Annotated in this window: 15 protein-coding genes; 10 read left to right on the forward strand and 5 right to left on the reverse strand. The window is 72.1% G+C overall.

The annotated features are described in order from the left end of the window. Window positions 1-284: 284 nt before the first annotated feature. Complete coding sequence (locus VGC13_RS28680) at window positions 285-1235, reverse strand: CPBP family intramembrane glutamic endopeptidase (protein WP_331128763.1); 951 nt, start codon at window positions 1233-1235, stop codon at window positions 285-287. A 221-nt stretch (window positions 1236-1456) separates the two neighbouring features. Between VGC13_RS28680 and VGC13_RS28685 the strand changes: the two genes are divergently transcribed. The 8 genes from VGC13_RS28685 to VGC13_RS28720 all read left to right on the forward strand — a co-directional run bounded on the left by VGC13_RS28685 (window position 1457) and on the right by VGC13_RS28720 (window position 5523). Continuing rightward, window positions 1457-1687, forward strand: coding sequence for a hypothetical protein (locus VGC13_RS28685; RefSeq protein ID WP_331128764.1), 231 nt, complete (start codon window positions 1457-1459; stop codon window positions 1685-1687). 146 nt (window positions 1688-1833) lie between these two features. Continuing rightward, window positions 1834-2061: a hypothetical protein gene (locus VGC13_RS28690; protein WP_331128765.1), complete on the forward strand. Its 228-nt coding sequence runs from the start codon at window positions 1834-1836 to the stop codon at window positions 2059-2061. Between the two features lie 220 nt (window positions 2062-2281). Beyond that, window positions 2282-2440 carry a hypothetical protein gene (locus tag VGC13_RS28695; RefSeq protein WP_331128766.1) on the forward strand — a complete coding sequence of 53 codons (159 nt, stop codon included), beginning with the start codon at window positions 2282-2284 and terminating at the stop codon, window positions 2438-2440. A 184-nt stretch (window positions 2441-2624) separates the two neighbouring features. Then, window positions 2625-3647 carry an MBL fold metallo-hydrolase gene (locus VGC13_RS28700; protein ID WP_331128767.1) on the forward strand — a complete coding sequence of 341 codons (1023 nt, stop codon included), beginning with the start codon at window positions 2625-2627 and terminating at the stop codon, window positions 3645-3647. Then, complete coding sequence (locus VGC13_RS28705) at window positions 3648-4028, forward strand: hypothetical protein (RefSeq protein WP_331128768.1); 381 nt, start codon at window positions 3648-3650, stop codon at window positions 4026-4028. 39 nt (window positions 4029-4067) lie between these two features. Beyond that, on the forward strand, window positions 4068-4679 hold the full coding sequence (coaE, locus tag VGC13_RS28710) for a dephospho-CoA kinase (RefSeq protein ID WP_331128769.1): 612 nt from the start codon (window positions 4068-4070) through the stop codon (window positions 4677-4679). Further along, window positions 4672-5355, forward strand: a complete 684-nt coding sequence (locus VGC13_RS28715; RefSeq protein ID WP_331128770.1) for a PHP domain-containing protein — start codon at window positions 4672-4674, stop codon at window positions 5353-5355. Before coaE ends, VGC13_RS28715 begins: the two co-directional genes overlap by 8 nt. Window positions 5356-5358: 3 nt before the next feature. Beyond that, complete coding sequence (locus tag VGC13_RS28720; RefSeq protein ID WP_331128771.1) at window positions 5359-5523, forward strand: hypothetical protein; 165 nt, start codon at window positions 5359-5361, stop codon at window positions 5521-5523. Between the two features lie 379 nt (window positions 5524-5902). On the opposite strand, the gene VGC13_RS28725 is transcribed toward VGC13_RS28720, so the two are convergent. Both VGC13_RS28725 and VGC13_RS28730 read right to left on the reverse strand, forming a co-directional pair. Then, on the reverse strand, window positions 5903-7438 hold the full coding sequence (locus tag VGC13_RS28725) for a GAF domain-containing sensor histidine kinase (RefSeq protein ID WP_331128772.1): 1536 nt from the start codon (window positions 7436-7438) through the stop codon (window positions 5903-5905). A 747-nt stretch (window positions 7439-8185) separates the two neighbouring features. After that, window positions 8186-11389: a BTAD domain-containing putative transcriptional regulator gene (locus tag VGC13_RS28730; RefSeq protein WP_331128773.1), complete on the reverse strand. Its 3204-nt coding sequence runs from the start codon at window positions 11387-11389 to the stop codon at window positions 8186-8188. A gap of 366 nt (window positions 11390-11755) precedes the next feature. Between VGC13_RS28730 and VGC13_RS28735 the strand changes: the two genes are divergently transcribed. Both VGC13_RS28735 and VGC13_RS28740 read left to right on the forward strand, forming a co-directional pair. Continuing rightward, the gene (locus tag VGC13_RS28735) at window positions 11756-12553 is read left to right on the forward strand and encodes a hypothetical protein (RefSeq protein ID WP_331128774.1); all 798 of its coding nucleotides are present in this window, start codon (window positions 11756-11758) and stop codon (window positions 12551-12553) included. Window positions 12554-12966: 413 nt separating this feature from the next. Continuing rightward, complete coding sequence (locus VGC13_RS28740) at window positions 12967-14337, forward strand: sigma-54 dependent transcriptional regulator (RefSeq protein ID WP_331128775.1); 1371 nt, start codon at window positions 12967-12969, stop codon at window positions 14335-14337. Between the two features lie 148 nt (window positions 14338-14485). Here VGC13_RS28740 and VGC13_RS28745 read toward each other — a convergent pair whose 3' ends face one another. After that, window positions 14486-17593, reverse strand: coding sequence for an efflux RND transporter permease subunit (locus tag VGC13_RS28745; RefSeq protein WP_331128776.1), 3108 nt, complete (start codon window positions 17591-17593; stop codon window positions 14486-14488). Between the two features lie 952 nt (window positions 17594-18545). Next, a complete protein-coding gene (locus VGC13_RS28750; RefSeq protein ID WP_331128777.1) occupies window positions 18546-21707 on the reverse strand; it encodes an efflux RND transporter permease subunit in 3162 nt (1053 codons plus the stop codon). Between the last annotated feature and the right edge of the window lie 70 nt (window positions 21708-21777).

Here is a 21777-nt window from a genome sequence, read left to right on the forward strand (position 1 = left end):
GCAGTGCAGGCGCGCGTGGCCCCGGCTGCTCCCGTTCTTCCGTACCGAGCGTCCGCTGCAGAACGGGCAGGGATCGCTGCTTTCGATTCGCGTTCGAGCCAACTCCACCTCCAGGCAGGAGAGCACCCAATTGCGCCTACCGAAAGATAATTCGCCAGCGTCACTGAGCAAGGGAGCTGCTACCGAGAGCACGTCCTCCGGCTCCGGAGCGCGGCGGGCTCCGTTGAGGGGGAGGGGGGTCGATCTACAGCAGTCATCCTCCTCGGCCGTCCACATCCATCCGCTCAGACAGTCCATGACGCGCCACCCAGAACGCGGCGCCGCCTGGCCGTCATCACCAGCAGCGACAGCACCACCACCAGCGCGGCAAAGGCCAGCCAGCCGTCCACCAGCTTCCCCGATCCCCAGAACCAGGGGTCCACGTCCGGCGCGCGGCGGGTGGCGAAGCCGTAGAACTTGAGCCAGAAGATCCACCCCGCGTGGATGCCGATGGAGGCGGACAGGTCGCCCGTCCACTGGTAGGCCAGCCCCAGGATCACCCCGGCCAGCGCCAGGCTGGGGAGCGCGGGAAACAGCGTCCGCAGCTCCGTCATCCCCGCCAGCATGGTGGGCAGCACGCGCAGGCCGGAAAGCCAGCCCACCTCCGCCGGGTTCTCGGGGCGCGCCATGAAGTGGGTGATGGCGTACACGGCGCTGCTGGCCGCCAGCGCGGCGGGCCAGCGCATGGCCCGCCGCAGCATGCCGAACATGGCGCCGCGAAAGAGCAGCTCCTCGATCACCGCCACGATCAGCGCCGTGGCCAGCACCCCCAGGAACTGGCCCGCCAGCTCCCCCGGCGTACGCGGCTTCAGCAGCCGCCCGCCGGCCATCAGCGTGATGGCGCACACCGCCGCCAGGGAGAGGAAGCCGAGCGCGAACGCGGCCCCGAACCGCCGCCAGCGGATGAAGCCCGGCGCAATCCCCACGTCCGCCCAGCGCCGCACGCCCGCGCCGCGCACGAAGAAGGGGAGCCCCAGCAGCGCCACGATCAGCAGCCCGCGGTTCACGTACCGCGCAAACGGCATCCGTGCCGCCGTCTCCAGCGCGGGAACGGACTGCGCCAGCGCCTGGATGCCGTGGTACAGCCACGGCGCCAGTAGCGGGCCGCCGATGAAGACGGCCATCAGGTACAGCGCCAGGGCCCGCAGCGGGCGCCGGTCCCGGGGCGCGGCGGAGAACGGTTCGTGAGAGATCAAGAGGCAGCGGACGGCAGGAGGATCAGATACCAGGCGATGAAGATACGATGCGCGGTTGATCGCGGCAGCACCTTGGAACGCGGAGATGCGAGTCGGAATTACCATCCTTTCACGCCTAACAAGGCGGATTTCTTGCATCTTCCGGCTTCTGAAGCATCCCTGCGGATGTGTCGGCGCGCCCTTGCCCGCCGGCCTCGCATCATTCCACGCGGAGACCTGCCATGCAAAACGTGCTGCGGACGGTTCGTACGCTGGTGTTCGGGGCGGCGGTGCTGGGATCACTGGGCTTCGGGGCGTCGCAGGCGGCCGCCTCGTCCACGTCCAGGCTGGACTGCGACGGCGAGGGACAGGTTTACCTCGGCACCTGCCCCGGTCCGACGCGTGACTGCGGCGCGTACTGCGCCGGCGGCGTGGGTGCGTGCCTGAACGGCTGCTGCAACTGCCGCTTTTAGGGAAAGCCGCTCCCCCGGCCCGGGGAACAGCGCACTGCATCAGGATTTCTTTTGTCTTGAAAGGCGTGCAGAGCTATCGTACTTTGATTTTGCCCGGCCGCTCCCCTGGGGGACGGCGGCCCCTTTCACTTTCCACGGAGGCTCCCATGCAGAACTGGAACTGGATTCGTCGCCTGATGCTCGCGCTGCCGATCGCGGCGGCACTCGGATTCGGCGCCACGCAGGTGTCTGCGGCACCGAGGTCCGCCTGCGACGGGCAGGACCAGGTGTACGTAGGCTACTGCCCCTCGAAGACGCAGTGTGGACAGTATTGCGCCAGCGGGATCGGCACCTGCGAGTCCATGAACCCCGGCTGCTGCCGCTGCCTCATCTGACGCGGCGCCGGAAAAGAAAGTCGTTCGCACGCGGAGGAAGCAGCGTACCGCGCTGGTGTACTCTGCTTCCTTCGCGTGAGGATCATCCAGGTTTCTGAACGGCGCGCGCACTTGCGGGTCGGCACAAACCGGCGCCATCCGCGAAGCATGGCACGATGCTCGCGGCGCCTTCCTGGCTTCGGATGTTCCCTTTCAACCCGGCCGGGAGGATCGTAATCCCATGCAGAAGCTCAAGCTGGACCTGGAGATGCTGAAGGTGGAGACGTTCGGCACGGCGGCAGAGGCGGACGAGCGGGGCACCGTGATGGCGCACAGCGGCTGGACGCACTGCGGCAACCTCACCTGCCTGCTCTCCCTCTGCGACTGCGCGGCGGCGTGATTTCGCCGGGGGCCCGGCCGCCACGGCCGGGCCTCGCACGTCCTCCATCGACCCGCCAAACGCTTCTTTCCGGCACGGCATTTCTGCCCCGCCAAACCGCCGCTCTACCCCAATCGCCTGTCCGCACCCTATCTTGCGGGACAACCGCTCCCTTCCGGACCCACACACCGACGCGAATCTCCCGGTGCACACCGCCGCTACGGAGGACGTTCATCGCATCTCCACCCCCATGCAGGGGCGCCCGCCGCAGGTGAACGCGTACCTGGCGGCCATCGGCGGGGGACGGTGGATGCTGGTGGACGGCGGGCTGAACACCGGCGAGGCGTGGGCCGCGCTGGACGCCGGCGTCCGCGCCGCCGCGGGCGGATGGGAGCGCGTCTCCATCCTGGTGGTGACCCACATGCACATGGACCACGTGGGACTGGCGGCGCGGGTGAAGCGCGAGTCCGGCGCGGCCGTGTGGATGGGGCGGCTGGACGCCGAGCGGATGGCGCACGCCGCCGCCCACCCGGACGACGAAGCGGACTACCGTGCCGGCCTGCTGCGCCGCTGCGGCGCGCCCGACGAGATGGTGCGCACGGTCGAGGAGATGCGCCGCCGGGCCGAGTCGCTGGCGCCCGCGGTGGAGATCGACGGGATGCTGGACGGCGAGGAGGGCGAGGTCCCCGGCGCCGACGGCTGGCGCTTCGCCTGGACGCCGGGGCACACGGCGGGGCACGTGTCGCTCTTTCGCCCGGCGGACCGCGTGCTGATCGCGGGCGACGCCGTGCTGCCGCGCATCACCCCCACGCTGGGCGTGAACCGCCAGCGCACCGACCCGGTGGGCGACTACGCGGCGGCGCTGGGGCGGCTGGAAGCGCTCCGTCCCTCGCTCGTCCTTCCCGGCCACGGCGAGCCGCCGGCGGACGGGGTGCAGCGCATTCGCGAGCTGCGTGCGGCGGCGGACGCGGAAACCGAGACGGTGCGCTCGCTGCTGCGGGCCGAGCCGCGCACCTGCTGGCAGGTGGTGGCCGCGCGCTACCCCGGGCGCGAGCAGCCGGCGCCCACGCGCATGCTGGCCCTGCGCGAAACGCTGGCGCACCTGGACCGGCTGGTGGCGGCGGGCCGCGCGTCCGTCGCGGAAGCGGACGGCGGCGCGGCGCGGTTCTTTCTAGGCGCGGACGGCGAGCGGCCCGCGCGGGGCAAAGCCTGGACGGGGGAGAGCTGAATGTCGCGGATCTTCTGGCTGCTGGCGCTGTCGCTGGTCGCGGTGCTCACCATTCGGCCGCTGCGGGAGCGCGCGCGCCCGCAGATCGAGTTCGTGCTGAACCCCATCTACCGGTGGGAGGCCAAGAACCGCGTCAACGAGATCTACCGCGTGCTGGAGCGCGAGCGGGCGCAGGGCACCCCCCTTCCCACCCCGCGCCACTTCAACGCGTTCCTGGCCCAGCGCGACGGCGCCGACGCGGCGGTGGACCCGTGGAACGAGCCGTTCTACCTGGCCGCCACCAAACGCTCGTACTACGTGGGCTCCGCGGGGCCCGACCGCCTGCGCGGCAACGAGGACGACCTGGTCTCCAAGACCAGCATGGTCGCGCCCGGAAAATAGCGGCGGCGCATACGCCCAACACACAGTTCTGGATCATCGATGCTCAAGGTGGGGCTGACGGGGAACATCGCCGCGGGCAAGTCCGCGGTGGCCGGCGTGTGGCGCTCCATGGGCGCCACCGTGGTGGATGCGGACGAGCTCTCGCGCCGGGCCGTGGAGCCCGGCACGCCCGCGCACGACGCCATCGCCCGCGAGTGGGGCCCGTGGGTGCTGGAGGAGGGCGGCGCGCTGGACCGGGCGGCGCTGCGGCAGATCGTCTTTGCCGACCCCGACGCGCGGGCGCGGCTGGAGGCGATCGTGCACCCCGCCGTGGCCGCGCTGCGCGACGAGCACTTTCGCCAGGCGCAGGCGCGCGGCGAGAAGATCGTGGTGGCCGACATCCCCCTGCTGTTCGAGGTGGGGATGGCCGACGAGTTCGACGTGGTGGTGCTGGTGGACGCGCCCGAAGAGGTGCGGCTGGCGCGCATCGTGGCCGACCGCGGGCTGGACGAGGACGAGGCGCGGCGGATGATCGCGACGCAGATGCCTTCGGAGCTCAAGAAAGCCCGCGCCGACGTGGTCATCCGCAACGCGGGAACGCTGGGCGACCTGCAGGACGCCGCCCGCGACGTGTGGCGGCAGCTGGAGCGCCGGGCCGGCGGCGGTGGCTGAGCCGCTGGTGCGCGTGGACATGCACGTCCACACCCGCGCCTCGTACGATTCGCTCAACACGCCCGACGCCATCCTGCGGGGGATGGACGCCATCGGCCTGCGGTGGATCGTGGTGGCGGACCACGACCAGCTGGACCTGGCGCTGCGGATGCGCGAGACGGCGCCGGACCGCGTGATCGCCGGCGAAGAGGTGCGCACGGCCGAGGGGCCGGACCTCATCGGCATCTTCCTCACGGAGCGCATTCCCCGCGGCACGCCCATCCGCCGGGCGGCGGAGATGATCCGGGCGCAGGGGGGCGTGGTGTACGTGCCGCACCCGTTCGACGTGCGGCGGCGCGGCGGCGGCGAGCAGCACCTGCGCGCCATCGAGGACCTGGTGGACGTGGTCGAGGCACACAACGCGCGTACCTGGGGCCCGGGCGTCAACGAGCGCGGCGAGGCGTGGGCGCGCGAGCGCGGCATTCCGCTGGGCGCGGGGAGCGACGCGCACACGGTGGGGGAGATCGGCACGGCGTACGTGGAGGTGCCGGCCTTCGCGCCCGACCGCGCGTCGTTCCTGGCGGCGCTGCGGGCGGGGCGCGTGGGGGCGCGGGGCACGTCGTCGCGGGTGGTGGCGGCGTACTCGGCCTACGCCAAAGTGCACCACACCGTTTTTGGCATGAAAGAGGGAGACTGAGGGATGACGAAGAAGATGCTGATGATCGTCGTGTTGCTGGCGGCCTCCGCGTGCGGCCGCGACGACGGCGGGGGCGGGCCGCCCTCCGCGGAGCCGGGCCAGGGCGCCGCCGCGGATTCCGCGCAGAAGGACAACACCGGCCCCACGGGCGCACGCACCGGCGGCTGATCCTGGCTCAGGCGAAGGACGTGGAGGAAAAGAAAGGGGACGCGGATGAGAGATCGTCCGCGTCCCCTTTAGGATTTGCCTCCGCCACTGTTCTCATCCTCATTCCAGATTCTGAAAAAGAATGATCGTACAGAGGAACAGAGTCAGACAGAGAAAGCGAGTTGAAATATGATCTTGTTCCTCTGTCTGACTCTGTTCCTCTGTACGATTATTTCTTTTTCAGGATCTGGTATGAGCATGAGGCAATCGGTTGCTGATTACTGAGTGTTTAGCCGGATTCGGTATAAGAGAGCCCGGCGCCGAGAAAGGACTCGGCGCCGGGCGGGGGAACCTGCGGAGTGGGGCGAACTGCGGGATTCAGGAGGGTGGCCGTGAGCCTTCAGGCGTCGGCGGTGGGAAGCGTAAAGGTGAACGTGGTGCCCTGGCCGCGGCGGCTGTCGACGGAAAGGGTGCCGCCGTGGGCCTCGACGATGGCGCGGCTGATGGCCAGCCCCAGCCCCGCGCAGCCCCGGCAGCGGTCGCCGCGCCAGAAGCGCTCGAACACGCGGGGCAGGTTCTCCGGCGCGATGCCGGGGCCCGTGTCCGTCACCGAGAAGCGCACTTCGCCGTCCGCCGCTTCGGCCGAGAGGGTGATGGCGCCGCCCGCGGGCGTGTAGCGCACCGCGTTGCCGATCAGGTTGGCGAACACCTGCTGCACCCGCTGCTCGTCCGCCAGCGTGGCGAGCGGCGTAAAAGAAGAGACGGACAGCGTCACCCCTTTTTCCCCGGCGATGGCGGCGTTGGCCTCCGCCGCGCCCTTCAGCAGCACCCCCGTGCACACCGGCTCCGGCGCCACGGCGAAGCGGCCGGCGTCCATCTGCGCCACGTCCAGCAGGTCCGCCGCCAGCCGCCGCATGCGGTCCGCCGACTGGGCGATCAGGGCGATCTGCCGCCGCTCGGGAAGGAGCGCCGCGTCCGCCGGCCAAGCGCGCAGCAGGGCGCCGCTGGAGATGGAGATGACCTGCAGCGGGCTGCGCATCTCGTGCGACACCGCCGCCAGCGCCTGCACCCCGCGGCGCGCCTCGGCCTGCACCTCCACGAACCGCCGCGCGTTGTCCAGCGCCACCGCGGTGCCGCGGGCCACGTCCGCCGCCAGCTGCACGTCGTCCTCGCTCAGCCCGCGGGCGCCGGCGGCCAGCGTCAGCACGCCCAGCGTCCGCCCGCGGGCCCGCAGCGGCAGGCAGGCGGCGCGGCGCACGTCCTGCGGCAGCCCGGCCGCATCGTCCCCGTCCACGCGGTCCCACACCATCAACGCGCCACCGCGGGCGACGCGGACAGCCAGCGCGGGGGCGCCGTCCGGCACCCATCCGTCGCGCCGGGCCGGGCCGGTGTGCACCACGGCGCCCAGCTCCAGCGCGCCGTCCTCGCGCAGCAGGTCGATGCGCGCAAAGTCGGCCAGGGCGGGCACCAGCAGGCAGACCAGGCGCGAAAGGACGGCCGAGGTGCTTTCCGCCAGCTCCTCCGGCGCCACCTCCAGCAGCGCGCCGACGGACGCCGAGAGCCGGGCGCGCCGCTCCAGCGCCTCCACCCGCAGCCGCGCCTCCCGCTCCGCCAGCCGAAGCCGCTCGGACTCGGTCCCGAACTCCTCCAGCGCCGTGTGGCGGTCCTCGCCGCGGCGCCACGCCACGGCGGCCGCGGCCGGCGCGGTGGGCTGGGGGTGGCGGGCGTCCAGCACGCGGCGCAGCACCGGGTCGGCGGCGAGCCGAGTCCAGCGCGGGGCGGCCTCCACCGGTGCGGCGTTCGGCGCCTGGTGCGCCAGGAGGAACAGTTCCCGGCGGGCGTGCAGGGCGTCGCGGATGGCGAGGGGGAGCAGGCTGCCGGTGACGGGGGCGGCGGCGACGCGGCGGAGGTGGCGGGGACGGCGGGTCGTGCGCATTTCGGTTTGCCTCGGTCCAGCGGGTCTCGGGGGACTCGTCTCGACCGCTTCCGGGTGTCCCCTCCCCGGTCGGGGTGGGCAGGGTGGGTCCCGGTTGCGATCCTGGGCCAAAGCTACGCGTGGGCGCTCAACGCAATCCTCTTATTCCATCAATCTCCCTCTCAACCAATCAACCCGTTGCAAAACTACAACTTGCAAAATAGATGAACATGTTCGACTCACCCTCCACAGGGGCATCGGACAGGTTGATCGCCTGAGGTGATCGGTGACCGCGGGCAAGTGTCCCCAGATCCGGACACCGGCCCGTAGCGGTTCGCTTCTCATCCTCCCCTGCCCCCGACCGCTGGGCCCTCACCCGGAGCCGGCGGAGCCAGCGGGGAGCCGGTCCTCCGTTACTCCAGGTCGGAGGAAACACCTGTCATTCTGAGGGAGCGCCCGCCCCGGTTTTTCGGGAACACCGCTGAGCCGGCCGGCGCGACCGAAGAATCTCCCGCCCCTCGCGCGGGGCCCTGTCCCGGGCACCGCCCGGGAACCCCACGTGACGGACAGATCCCGCCGCCCAGATGGAGATTCTTCGGTCGGCGCCACGCTCCCGGGCGAACGGAAAGTACTGCGCGGCGCCTCCCTCAGAATGGCAGGTTTTGTCAGGGACGAGGTCCATCCATCCATGATGGCGGAAACGCAAAGAGGCCCGCCGGAGAGTCTCCGGCGGGCCCTTCGATCGAGCAAGCGAAAGCCGGCGAGGCGTCAGCGCAGGGTGCGGCGCAGGCGCGCGTCGCCGCCGGACCAGAGGGTGGCGAGCGCGCCCCGCCAGCGCGCGGCCGTGCGGGCGTCGCCGCGGGCGGCGGCCAGCTCGGCGCGCAGGTGCATGGCGCGCAGCAGCCCCGCGGTCTCCTCCACCCGGTCCAGCACGCTGATGGGGAGCGCCTCGAGCGCCATCAACGACCGGTCCAGCTCCTGGAGCGCCCGGGCCGTGTCGCCCAGCGCCAGGTACAATTCCGCCTCGGGAAAGGCGAAGTCCAGCGTAAGGTCGCCCGGCCGGCGCGCGCCGCGGCCCTCGGAAAGCGCCGCCAGCCGCGCGCGGGCCCCCGCCGCGTCGCCGGCGGCCAGCATCTGCTGCATCTCGACCACGAAGTCCGGCTCCCGCAGCGGAAGCCGCCGCACCCGCGCCACGTTCTGGGGAAACGACATCCGCCGCGGCCCGTTCAGCAGCGCCGTGTGCACCGGGTCGCGCGACGCCGGCTCGATCCACGCCTCGGCCAGCCGCAGCAGCGCCGTCTCGGCCTCCGCCGCCTCGGCGTGCAGCCCAAGCGCGGCAAAGAGCACCGCGTCCGCGTGCGCCTGCGCAAGGGGGACGGGGACCTGCACCAGCTGCCCGCGCGGCGAAAAGAACTGTGCCTCGGGCGCGGCCGCGCGGGCCAGCGCCCGCGCCTGCTCCACGCGCCCCGTCAGCATGGCCAGCGGCGCCAGCGCCCGTGCCTCGCGCCGTCCGGGCGTGCGCCACAGCCGCAGCGTGCTGTCGGCCAGCGCCCGCGCCCTGGGAAACTCGCCCACGCGCACGTACAGGCGGATCTGGCCGATGTTCAGCCGCAGCCGCTGCTCCGGGTCGCGCGCCAGCGCGCGGGCCCGGGCCAGCTCGGAGAACGCGGAGGGCTGCCCCTGCGCCACGTCGCGCACCTCGCCCAGCCCCTCCAGCCCCCACGTCAGCGCCTCGTGCGCGTCGGCGCTCTGGGGAAAGGCCCGCGCCCAGTCCACCAGGATGGTGCGCAGCACCTGGCGGTTGCGCCCCGTGGCCGCGCGGCGGGTGGCCGGCACCGTTTCCTTGCGCACGCTGGCCACGTCTTCCATGGTCCAGGGGACGAACGCCAGCGTGTCGCCCGCCAGCGACGGATACGAGGCGAAGCGCACCGCGGTGGCCCCGCTGCCGGCGACCCCCGGGCGCAGCACCGCCTCGTTGGTGCGCAGCAGCTCCGTCAGCCGGGCGAACCCCGCGCCCCGGAACGCCAGGTGCGAGCTGGGAACGGCCCGCAGGGCGCGGCTGTACGCCTGCACCCCGCGGTGGTAGCTGCTGCGGAACCGCCACCCCGACGGGCTGGACGGGTCCGGCAGCACCACCTGGTCCCGCCGGTGGCACTCGCCCAGGCCGAACCACGCCGCGAAGTCGCTGCTGTCGCGGGCGATGAGCCCCTCGTACAGCTGGCAGGCGTCGGGGTAGCGCTGCTCCCCCAGCGCCACCAGCGCGCCGGCCAGCGCCCGCTCGCGCGCGGAGAGCCGGGCGCTGTCGGCCAGGGCGCGGGCCGCGTTCTCGCCCCACTCCGACTCGCTCCACGCGCCGTCCCAGGCAATGGCCTGCGCCAGCCACAGGTGCGCCGCCGCGTAGCCGGGATCCAGCGCCACCGCGCGCGCCAGCTCCGTACGCGCCAGCCCCAGCGCCCACTGCGACATCGCCAGGCGCCCGCGGCCGTACGCCTGCCACGCGGCGAGCGACGTGGTGCCCGTGGCGCCGCCCACGTCGCCCCCGCTGCGCCCCAGCAGCGCCGAGGCCAGCGCGCCGAAGCTCGCGGACACGCCCCGCAGGTCGCGCCCCACGCGAATGGTGCGCGTCTGCGGGTCGCCGCTGCGGGTGAGGTCGTACAGCGCGCCGCGCACCAGGATGCTGTCGCCCAGCGGCGTGATCTCGCCCCATATCAGCTTTCCGGCGCCCGCCTCGCGGGCAATGCCGCGCGCCTCGCGCAGGTTCTCGGGGGGGCCGTTGCGGGCCAGCAGGTCGCGGGCGCGCTGGGCGTCCACCAGCCGCAGGTCCGTCCACCGCGACAGCGCGTCGTGCAGCAGCAGCTCCGCCTGGTCGGGCGTCACGGCGGCCGGCCCGCGCTGGGCAAAGGGGAGCACGATGTACACGGACGCGTCCAGCCCCGCCGCGCTCACCCGCTCCCGCCCGCCCAGCATCGCCACGGCGAACGCCGCCAGCGCCGCCGCCAGGGCCAGCCCCGGCGCCAGCCACCGCCGGACGGGCGCGGCGAACGGCCGCGCCTCCGGCTCCGTCCGCGACTCCGTCCGCGGGGCCGCAACCGCCTGCGCCTGTGCCTCCGGCTCCAACGCGCGGACGGCGGGGGCCGGCGCGGGGGCTGGCGGAGCCTCCACCGCCGTCACCGCCTCCACCGCTGTCGCGGACGCGGCGGGCGCGGCGGACGCGGGCGCGGAGGCCGCAGGGACGACGGCGGGGGGCGGATCCGCCGGGCGGGGCGACTCGCGGAGGCGGCGCGCCAGCTCCTCCACCGCGGCGTCGGGCTCCGCCTCCATCTCCGCGCGCATGAGCCCCGCGTGGCTGGCCGCGTGGCGGATGGCCGCCGCGCGCTCGCCCCCGGCCTCCAGCGCCTGCATGGTGCGCAGGGCGATGCGCGAGCTGAACGGGTCGTGCCGGGCCAGCCGCTTCCACCACTCCGCCGCGCCGCGCGGGTCGCCCTCGGCCTCGCGCGCCTCGGCCAGCTGCTCCAGCGCCCGCGCGTACGCCCGGGCCAGCCGGTCGCGCTCTTCCTCCGTCCAGCGCTCGAACTCGGGCGCGTCGGCCACGTAGAAGCCGTCCAGGAACGGGCCGGCGTACAGCGCCACGGCCGCCTCGGGATCGTCCGCGTCCAGCGCCGCCCAGAAGTCCGCCAGGTCGCTGCGCACCACCGCCGGGTCCAGCGCCAGCTCGTCGCCGGCGGAGACGAAGGTGTCTTCGCCCACCGTCTTGCGCAGGATGTACAGCGACTCGGAGAGGAGGTGGCGGGCGGCGTCGCCCGGGTGGTCGGGCCACAGGTAGCCGATCAGCCGCTCGCGCCGCACCATGCGCCCCCGCGCCGCCGCCAGCAGGGCCAGCAGCGCCAGCCGGCGGCGGTGCACGGCGCGGCCCGACACCGGCACCCCGCCGCGCTCCAGCGCGGCACCCCCCAGCACTTTCAGCACGAACATCGGCACGCGGCGGGCGGGTTGACGAGAAGGGGAAACAAGGTTGAGCGGGCAGCCCCATACTGTACGCGACACGGCGGGGACGCAAGCGCCCCCCGTGCCAGGAAATCGGAAAACGTCGTCAAGTGTCTTAGGCGGTCAGGTCCACGCACCCCGGCTTCGCACGCGGCAATCCGTGGCGTTGCACCCGGCTGCGTAGCAGATTGAAACAGTTTGTTTTGTTCGGCACCCGGTGTAGGTTGCGCGGCGTTCCCGCGCACTCCCCGGTGCGCCGGCCCGCGGCCCGCGCGCTTCCTGGCGGAGCCCCATTCCACCACCCCCGAAAGGGAGGGAACCACGATGCGAGACCCACTGCGTACGCGATGCTGGATGCCGGGCCGCCTGCCCGCGATGCTGCTGGCCCTGGCGCTGTCCGCCTGCGGCGGAGGCGAGAACGGCGGCGGCGATGAGGCAGCCGGGGCCGATTCGGCGCGGGCGGCGCCGCCGAGCGCCCGGGTGGCGGCCGCGGACAGCACCTGCACGCCGCCGCCGGTTCCGCCGCCGGCGCTGCTCACCGGCTCGTGGCAGGACCTGGTCACCTGGATCAACACCAACGACGTCACCTTTCCCACCACCCCGCAGAACGTGGCGGTAGACACCGTGCCGCTGTGCCCCGGCTGCAAGGGGGTGGGCGTGCGGCTGCAGTCCGCCAACAGCACGTACTGCATCACCCCGCAGAACGTCCCCGAGCAGCGCATCGCCGGGATGATGGTGCTGCTGGACACGTTCCCCGAGCAGGGCGGGTTCAAAACCATTCCCGCGGGCGACACCATCTTCATGTTCTCGCGCGGCACCCCCGGCGCCTCGCACCACGCCACCCTGGTGTACCGCCACGGGACGGCCACCCGGCACGCGCCGGCCAGGAGCTGGAAGTTCTTCTACTGCCAGGACGGCCACGTCAACACCGCGCCGGCCGCGCAGTGGCGCCCGGAAGAGCCGGCCGGCCCGGGCGCGGAAAAGGGCAAGGGCAAGGGCAAGGGCCGGGACGACGACGGAGAGGGTCCTGGCGGCACCTACGGGTGGATGGCCTGCGCCAACGGCTGCTGCCAGTTCTACACGCCCCCGCCCAACCAGGAGGAGACGGGCGGGTCCGGCGGGCCGCCGCCGCCCTGGTGCAAGACCAACTGACCCGCCGCCGCGCGAGCCGTCCCACCCCCGGGGCGGCTCCGCGGTCCCTGCACCCGGCCGGCGCGCCGGAGACGGACGGCGAAATCGAGAGAGGGCGCCGGGGCGGAGCGGCGCTCCGGCTGAAGAACGGAATCCGTCTCTGAACGGAACGGACGGCGCCGCGCGGGTCCCCGGCGGGATGCATCCTGACCTTCCCTCTTCCGCCAGCGGGAGGAAGGTGCAACAATTCGTTGCAGAGTGCAACGCCGCGTTGCGCCGGTGCCGCCGTCCGCACGTGCGGCGGAGGCGAAAAACTCCGCCCGGTGTCTGGAAAAAGCTTCCGCCGGCACCGCCGGATCGGGCCTTGCGCCGCACGGAGTGGCCGGACGGCGCCCGCGATCCCCTTCGAACATCCCTGAGCCCCCTCCGCGCCCGTGAGCCGAAAGCTTCTTCTGGTGGACGACGACCCGGCCATCCTGGTGGCCCTGGAGTTCCACTTTCTGCGCTCCGGCTTCGAGGTGCGCACCGCCGCCAGCGCCGAGGAGGCGCTGGGGATGCTGCACGAGTACCGCCCCGACGTGGTGCTGACCGACGTGCAGATGGGGGGGATGAGCGGCCTGGAGCTGCTGGACGCGGTGAACCGGGGGATGCCGGAGGTGGACGTGATCGTCATCACCGGCTACGAGGATATGCGCACCACCATCGGCGCCATCCGCAGCGGCGCCTACGACTACCTGGTCAAGCCGGTGGACGTGGAGCAGCTGGAGCTGGTGGTGAACCGCTGCCTGCGCGACCGCGCCGCCCGCCGCCGCGTGGGCGCCGCCCCGCCCGGCGCCCCCGCACCGCCCGACCGGCTGGACGCCGGGGTGGGGCGCTCGCCGCAGATGATCGAGATCTACAAGCTCATCGGCATGCTGGCGTCGTCGCGCACGCCGGTGCTCATCCGCGGCGAGACGGGAACGGGCAAGGAGCTGGTGGCGTCCGCCATCCACAACTACTCCCCGTGGAGCGGCGAGCCGTTCGTGGCCATCAACTGCACCGCCCTGGCCGAGTCGCTGCTGGAGTCGGAATTGTTCGGCCACGTGAAGGGCGCGTTCACCGGCGCCATGGGCGACCGCAAGGGCAAGTTCGAGCTGGCGGGAACGGGCACCATCTTCCTGGACGAGATCGGCGACACCACGCTCTCGTTCCAGGCCAAGCTGCTGCGGGTGCTGCAGGCCCGCGAGTTCTATCCCGTAGGCAGCGAGCGGCCGCGCAAGACGCAGGCGCGGGTCATCGCGGCCACGCACCGCCCCATCGAGGAGCTCATCCGCCAGGGGCAGTTCCGCGAAGACCTGTACTTTCGCCTGCGGGTGGTGGAGGTCAACCTGCCGCCCCTGCGCGAGCGCAGGGAAGACATCCCCATCCTCGCCGAGCACCTGCTGGCCCGCAGCGCGCGCGAGCTGGGCAAGGACGTGCACATCATCCCCCCGCGGGTGATGCAGCTGCTGCAGGAGCAGCCGTGGCCGGGCAACGTGCGCGAACTCGAGAACGCCATCACCCGCGCCGCCGTGCTGGCCCACGGCCCCGCGCTGAGCCCGGAACACTTCGTTTTCCAGGAATCGCACGCCGCCGAGCGCGCCTCCGAGCCCGCGACCGACGAGATCGGCACGCTGGCGCAGGCGCAGCGGCGGCACGTGGAGCGGGTGCTTGCCCACACCGGCGGCAACAAGAGCCGGGCGGCGCGCATCCTGGGCGTCTCGCGCCCGCGCCTGGACCGCCTGCTGGCCCAGTACCAGGCCGGCGTCACCGAAGTAGGCGTATGATGCCGCTTCGGACGCAATCGTTTATCCGCTGATCTTCCAAAAGGTTGGGGTACAGAGGAACAGACAAAAACCAGAGGAGCAGAGGACGCCCGTTGTCCTCTGCTCCTCTGTTCTTTTCTCTGTTCCTCTGTACCCCCGCGCAGTAAAGCTATGCGGTCTCCGCAGGCGCATCGGGAACGGAAACGGGAGCACGCCTGCGATCGGGGCCGCGCTCGAAGAGCAGGTACAGCGCGGGGGTCACGGTAAGGACCAGGACGGTCGAGCTCGCCAGCCCGCCCAGCAGCGCGTAGCCCAGCGCGTTCCAGATGTTGGCGTCCGCGGCCTCGCTGGCGATCACCAGCGGCAGCAAGCCCAGGATAGTGACCGCGCTGGTCATCAGGATGGGCCGCACCCGCTCCAATGTGCCCCGCAGCACCGCGTCGTGCAGGGTGAGCCCCGCCTCGCGCCGCATGTGGTTGATGTGGTCCACCAGCAGCGTGGCGTTGTTGGTGACCACCCCGCCCATCATGATCACCCCGATGAACGCCTCGCGCGTAAAGCTGGCCCCGGTAAAGAAAAACGTGAGGAACACGCCGATGAGCGCCATGGGCACCGTCAGCAGCACGCACAGCGGCTGGCGCAGCGACTCGAAGAGCGCCGCCGTCACCATGAACACCAGCACCAGCGAAACGGCCAGCACGCCGTAGATCTGCGCCCGCTCGTCGTCGGACCACTTCCACTCCTCCTGCCCCACCAGCGTGTAGCCGGGGGGGAGGCGCGTGCTGCGCATCACCGCCTCGTGCACCTTGTCGCCCAGCTTGTTGGGGCCGCGAAACTCGTAGCTCACCGTGCGCTGGTACTGCTGGTCCTCGCGCACGATCTGGTTCAGCACCTCGCGCTCGCCCACGCGCGCCACGTCCGCCAGCCGCACCGAGCCGCCCGCGGGGCCGGGGATCAGCAGGTTCTGCAGCTCCTGCACGTCCAGCCGCTGGTGCCCGTCCAGCGCCACCGCGAAGCGCACCTCCTCGTCGGCCACGCGCAGCCGGCCGCGCGCCCCGTTGCGCCCCACCGCCGCGCTCACCCGCTCCACCACCTCGCGCGCCGACAGGCCGTGCGCCGCCAGCGCCGCGCGGTCCACGTTCAGCACCACCTCGGTGGCCTTGTCGCGCTGGTACCAGGCGCCCGACGAGTTGGTGTCCACGTCCTGGATGCGGGAGAAGTTCTGCAGCCGCCGCCCCAGGTCCTCGGCGATCTCGCGCACCCGCTCGTAGTTGTAGCCCAGCACCTGGATGCTGTAGTTGGGCGGCGACGATCCGCCGCCGTAGAACGACGGCCCGTAGCCGAACACCCGCACCTCCGCGCCGCCGTACTGGTGGCTGTACGCCTCCAGCTGCTCCTTTACCGACAGCGGCACCGCCGTGTCCTGCAGCGAGTCGGGGAACTCCACCTTCATCTGCGCGGCCTGCGGATACACGTCCGTCGTGAACCGCGCCACCTCCGGCATCCGCGACAGCCGCTGCTCGAAGTACCGCACCAGCTCGTCCGTGCGCTGCAGCTCCTCGCCGCGCGGCAGGCTGAAGCTGATGCGGATGTACGAGTCCTCCTCGTACCAGGGCCGCCACACCGTGCCGCGGGTGACGTACTTCTCGAACAGGTACCCCGACCCCGCCAGCGCCAGCACCGACACTGCCACCGCCAGCCAGGGGCGGCGCAGCGTGGCACCCACCATCCCCGCGTACAGGCGCTGGTAGACGGGGATTCTCTCGCTGTGCGCCCGCTCGCGGATCCGCTTTACCCGGCTTCCCAGCAGCCGCCCGGCCAGCGCGGGGGTGAACGAAAAGGTGACGAGGAGCGACGCCAGGTTGGTGAAGCCGACGACGATGGCCAGCGGCACGTAGAACAGCCGCAGCTCGCCCTGCAGGTAGACGAAGGGGATGAAGACGATGATGGTGGTCAGCGTGGCGGCGAGCACCGGGAGCACCATCTCGCGCGCGCCCCGCTCCGCCGCGGCCTCGGCGTCCGGGGCGGTCCTGGCGTGCCGGAACACGTTTTCCAGCACCACCACCGCGTTGTCGATGATGAGGCCGAAGCCCATCGCCAGCCCCATCAGCGTCAGCACGTTCAGCGTAAGGCCGCCGAAGTAGATGAGGTTCAGCGTGATGAGCGCCGCGAAGGCGATGCTGCCGAAGACGATGGCGGCGGAGCGGAAGGAGCGGAGAAAGAAGAACAGCACCACGAACACGATGAGCGCCGACGACAGCGCGCGGCCGCGCAGGTCCGTCAGCTGGGTGCGCACCGCCTCGCTCTCGTCGTCGTCCAGGATCACCCGCGCGCCGCCGGGAAGCCCGCGCCCCACCTGCCGCACGCGCGCCTTTACCGCGTCGGCCACCTGCACCACGTTGGTGCCGATCTCCTTGACCACCACGAAGCTGACGGCGGGCTGGCCGTCGATGCGGTAGAAGGTGCGCGGCTCCTCGTAGGTATCGCGCACCACGGCCACGTCCTCCAGCCGCACCACGCGCCCCTTGTCGGTCAGCAGGGGCAGCCGGCGGATGCGCGCCGCCGAGCCGGCGGTCTCGCGCACGGCCAGTGTGTACAGCATCCCCGCGCGCCGCACCACCCCGGCCTCGCGCACGTCCTCCAGGTCCGACACCCGCTGCCGCACCACGTCGGGGGTAAGCCCCAGCGCCAGGATGCGCCGCTCGTCCAGCGCCACCTCGAGCACCCGGTCGCGCCCGCCCCACCCCTGCACGTCGGCCACGCCGTCCACCTGCCGAAGCTCGGGCGCCACGGTCTCGTTCAGCACCTGGCGCAGCGCCTCGGTGGTCAGCGGGCCGGTCAGCGTGTAGCGCAGGAAGGGGCGGCTCTGGCTCTCGAACTCCTCCGGGACGTACGGCTCCACCGTGGGGCGCATGGCGCCCTCGGGAAGGCTTTCGTCCAGCGCCGCCAGCTTTTCGCTCAGCTCCAGCCGCGCGAAGTCCATGTCCACCTCGCGCCCGAACTCCACCTCCACCTGCCCCTGCCCCTCCTGCGAGGTGCTGGTCACCTTTTCCACCCCGCGCACCTGCTGCACCGCCGCCTCGATGGGCGAGGTAAGGAACGCCTCGGTCACCTCGGGCGAGGCGCCGGGCCAGGTGGCGGTAATGCGCAGCCGCGGCAGCTCCGTCTCCGGCAGCAGCTCGACGGGCACGTTGAGCCACGACGCCACGCCCAGCAGGCCGAGCGCCGCGTACAGCATCGCGACGGCGACGGGACGGCGGATGGAGAAGCGGATCATCGCGCGGAGTTCACGATCTGCGTCCTGCGTTCAGTGTGCATCGGCCGACGCGGCCACGGGTGGATGAGACGTGCGGATGGGGAGAATTCGATCGCGCTTCGGAGGGGCCTGCGCGAGAAGCACGCCCCCTCCGGGCTCGCATTACTCGCCCACCTCCCCCAGAACCCCTGGGGGAGGTTGAACTGCGATGCTGCTTCGATCCCGCCACGCGGCAGGCACCTGCCCCACGCCGAAGAGCCGCCTGTCCGCGAAGGGCGGACCTTGTGTGGTCGTTGCAGCGAATTCATTCGCCCTTGCAGGCCACTGCCGGCCCGACGGATCGGAGCCGCTGGTCTGGAGGATCGGCGAAAGGCATCGAACTGGCGCCCGAGAGGCCCCCTCTCCCCCGGCCCCTCTCCCCCGCGGAGCGGGAGAAAGGGGAGAATTCGATCCCGCTTCGGAGGGTCCTGCGCGAGAGGCACGCCCCCTCCGGGCTCGCATGACTCGCCCACCTCCCCCAGAACCCCTGGGGGAGGTTGAACTTCGATGCTGCTTCGATCCCGCCACGCGGCAGGCACCTGGCTCACGCCGAAGAGCCGCCTGTCCGCGAAGGCGGACCTCGTGTGGTCGTTGCAGCGAATTCATTCGCCCTTGCCGGCGTCTCCCAGCCTCCGAGCCGGCGGAGGGTTCGCGGGATCGCGCATCAGGGGGTCCGATCGACGAAATCCATCGCGCTCCGGAGATGATCCGGAGACCCGCATCCTCCCCCAAAAAAATTCTCATGGCCCCCTGCCGCGCTTCCACCCCTCTCCCGTTCCCGACCGCCCACGCCGGCTCGTGCCTCGTCGGCCGGAGCGCCATGCCTCCGCTCACTTGAACAAGGCCCGGCCCGAAAGTCCGAGGAAACGGCACGAGAAAACTCCGTTGACTCCGTTGACTCCGTGTGAGGCCATTCCTTTTTGCGGATTCCGGCTCAGTCCCCCGCCGCCAGCCCGGCGGGCACCTGCACCTCGGGCGCGGGACGTGTGGCAGGGCGGCCGAAGAAGGCGGCGATGCGCTCGCCCGCCTCGTCCAGCAGGTCGTAGGCAACGGGAATCACCACCAGCGTCAGCGCCGTCGCCGACAGCAGGCCGCCGAAGACCGCGATGGCCAGCGGCGCCTGCAGCTCCGCCCCGGGGCCGATCGCCAGCGCCATCGGCAGCAGGCCCAGCATGGCGGTGATGGTGTTCATCACGATCGGCCGCATGCGCGCGTGCCCCGCCGCGAAGATGGCCTCGCGGCGTCCCATCCCCTGTTTTCGCATCTGGTTGATGAAGTCAACCTTCACCACCGCGTCGTTGTCCACGATCCCCACCAATATCACCATCCCGATCAGCGACATGGTGTTGATCCCCGCCCCCGTCACCCATAGCGCCAGCGTGGCGCCCACCGCGGCCAGGGGGACGGCCAGCAGGACGATGAAGGGCAGCAGCAGCGACTCGAACTCCGCCGCCAGCAGCATGTAGACCAGGAGCACGGCGAGGAGGAAGGCGAAGGCCAGGTCGCGGAATCCCTTGCGCATCTCCTCGTTCTCGCCGCCGATCTCCACCCGCAGCCCGTGCGGCGCGGGGGTGGCGGAGAGCGCCGCCTGCACCGTCGACACCGCGCCCTCCACGCCGCCGCTGCCCACGTCCGCGTGCACCGTCACCACCCGCGACTGGTCCACCCGGCGGATCTCCGACGGGCCGGCCGCGTCGTACACGCGCACCAGCTCGCGCAGGGGCACGCCGTCCACCGTCAGCTGCTCCAGCGTCTGCGCGCTGCGGCGGGCCTCCTCGGGGAGGCGAACCACGATCGGCACCTTGCGGTCGAACTCCACCAGCTCCGTGGCCGGGTTCCCCTGCATGTAGTCCTGCACCGTCGACGCGATCTTCGCCGGGTCCACCCCGAAGGCCGCCGCACGCTCGCGGTCGATCTCCACCCGCATCTCCGGCTGCCCCATCTCCGTCCCCACCCGCACGTTGCGCAGCGAAGGCTCGCGCGCCAGCCGGCGCTGCGCCGCCGTGGCGTAGGCCATGGCCTGCTCCAGGTTCTCGCCGCGCACCCGCACCGCCAGGTCCGCCTCGCCGCCGCCCAGCAGCTTGCCCAGCGCCGTCGCCTGCCCCGCCTCCACCGTCACCGCGCCGGCGGGAAAGGTCCGCAGCCCCGCCGCCAGCCGGTCCAGCGCCGCCGCCGTCGCCTCGCCGTCCTTCAGCCGCACGTCCACCACCGCGGTGTTCAGCCCGCTCTCGCGGTCGTCCATCCCCGCCACGGCGATCTGCCGCCCCACGCGGGTAAAGGTCGCCGCCACGGCGGGGTCCGCGGCCAGCAGCTTCTCCAGCCGGGCCGTCTCGTCCGCCGTACGCTCCAGCGGCGTTCCCTGCGGCAGCTCCATCCGCAGCCGGAACTGCCCCTGGTCCACCTCGGGCAGCACCCCGCGGTCCAGCGAGAAGCCGACCAGGAGGCCGATGGCCAGCAGCCCGAACGCCACCGCCATGGTCCGCCCCCGCCGCGCCATCGACGCGTGCAGCGTGCGCTCGTACAGCCGAGTGAAGCGCGCGAAGCCGCGGTCGAACCCGTCCAGCACCGGCGCAAAGACGCGGGTGATCCCCGTCTCCCCCGTCCGCCTGGTCTCTCCCTCCCACCGCGCGGCCAGGGCGGGGAGCAGGGTGATGGCGACCAGGATGGAGGCGAGGAGCGAAAAGGCCACGGTGAGCGCCAGCGCGCCCAGCAGCTCGCCCGCCACGCCCTCCACGTAGACGATGGGGCCGAAGACGGCGATGGTGGTCAGCGTGGAGGCGGTGATGGCGCGCTGCACCTCTTCCGCGCCCACGGCGGCCGCCATGCGGGCGCGCAGGCCCAGCTCGCGGTGGCGGAAGACGTTTTCAAGCACCACGATGGAGTTGTCCATCAGCAGCCCCACACCCAGCGCCATGCCGCCCAGGGAAAGGATGTTGAGCGACACGCCCGCCGCGTGCATCATCGCGAAGGTGGCGATGAGCGAGATGGGGATGGCCAGGGCGATGGCGACCGGGTAGCGCGCCTCGCGCAGGAACAGGAAGAGCACCAGGAACGCCAGAACGCCGCCCAGGATCACTTCCTGGACGACGTTGCTCAGCGCGTCGGCGATGAAGCCGGCCTGGCTCATCGCCACCTCCACCTTCACGTCCGGGTACTCGCGCCGCAGCTGGGCCAGCGTCTCCTCCACCTGCCGGGCCACGCGAACGGTGTTGGCGTCGGCGTTCTTGAACACCATCAGCCCCACCGACTCCTGCCCGTTGTAGCGGGCGATGGACTCGCGCTCGCGAAAGCCGTCCTCCACCCGCGCCACGTCGCGCATCAGCACCTGCGCGCCGCTGCTGTCGGGCTTCGACCCCACCTTGCGCAGCGGCACCGCGCCGATCTCGTCCGTCCCCTGCAGCTCGCCCAGGGTGCGCAGCGAATAGCGGTAGCGCCCGCGGCGAATGGTGCCGCCCGGCGCCGAGGCGTTGGCCTCCTTGAGCGCCGTCGACACGTCCTGCACCGTCAGCCCGAAGCTTTCCAGCAGGCGGGGATCGACCTCGACGTGGATCTCGCGCTCCACCCCGCCGGCCACCTGCGCCAGCGCCACCCCGTCGATCTGCTCCAGCCGGCGCTTGAACACCAGCTCCGACAGCTCCTTGAGCCCCGGCAGGTCGCGCCCGCCGGCCACGCTCAGCGCCATGATGGGCTCGCTGCGCGGGTCGGTGCGCAGCACCACGGGGCGGCCGGCCAGGTCGGGAAGCTGGTCGCGGATGTTGTCGAGCTTTTCGCGGACGTTGAGCGCCGCGAACTCCATGTCGGTGCCCCACGCAAAGCGCGCCGTGACCAGCGACGCGCCCTCGCGGGTCACGCTTTCCACCCCCTGCACCCCGGGGACGGTGCTGATGGCCTGCTCCACCGGCTCGGTGATGAAGCGCTCCACCTCGGCGGGGGCGGCGCCCTGGTCGGTGGTGTAGACCACCAGCCGCGGGTAGGCGACGTCGGGAAGCAGGTCGATGGGCAGCCGCACGAACGACAGCACGCCCAGGAACACCACGCCCAGGAAGAACATGGCCACGGCCACCGGCCGGGCGATGGCGATGCGCGGGAGCGACATGGCGGGCTACCGGACGGGAGGGGTGGTGCGGGGAGCCGGCGGCACGGCGGCGGCCGGGGCCGCCGCCGTG

This window comes from Longimicrobium sp. (assembly GCF_036399255.1).
In the GTDB taxonomy this organism is placed as follows: Bacteria; Gemmatimonadota; Gemmatimonadetes; order Longimicrobiales; family Longimicrobiaceae; genus Longimicrobium.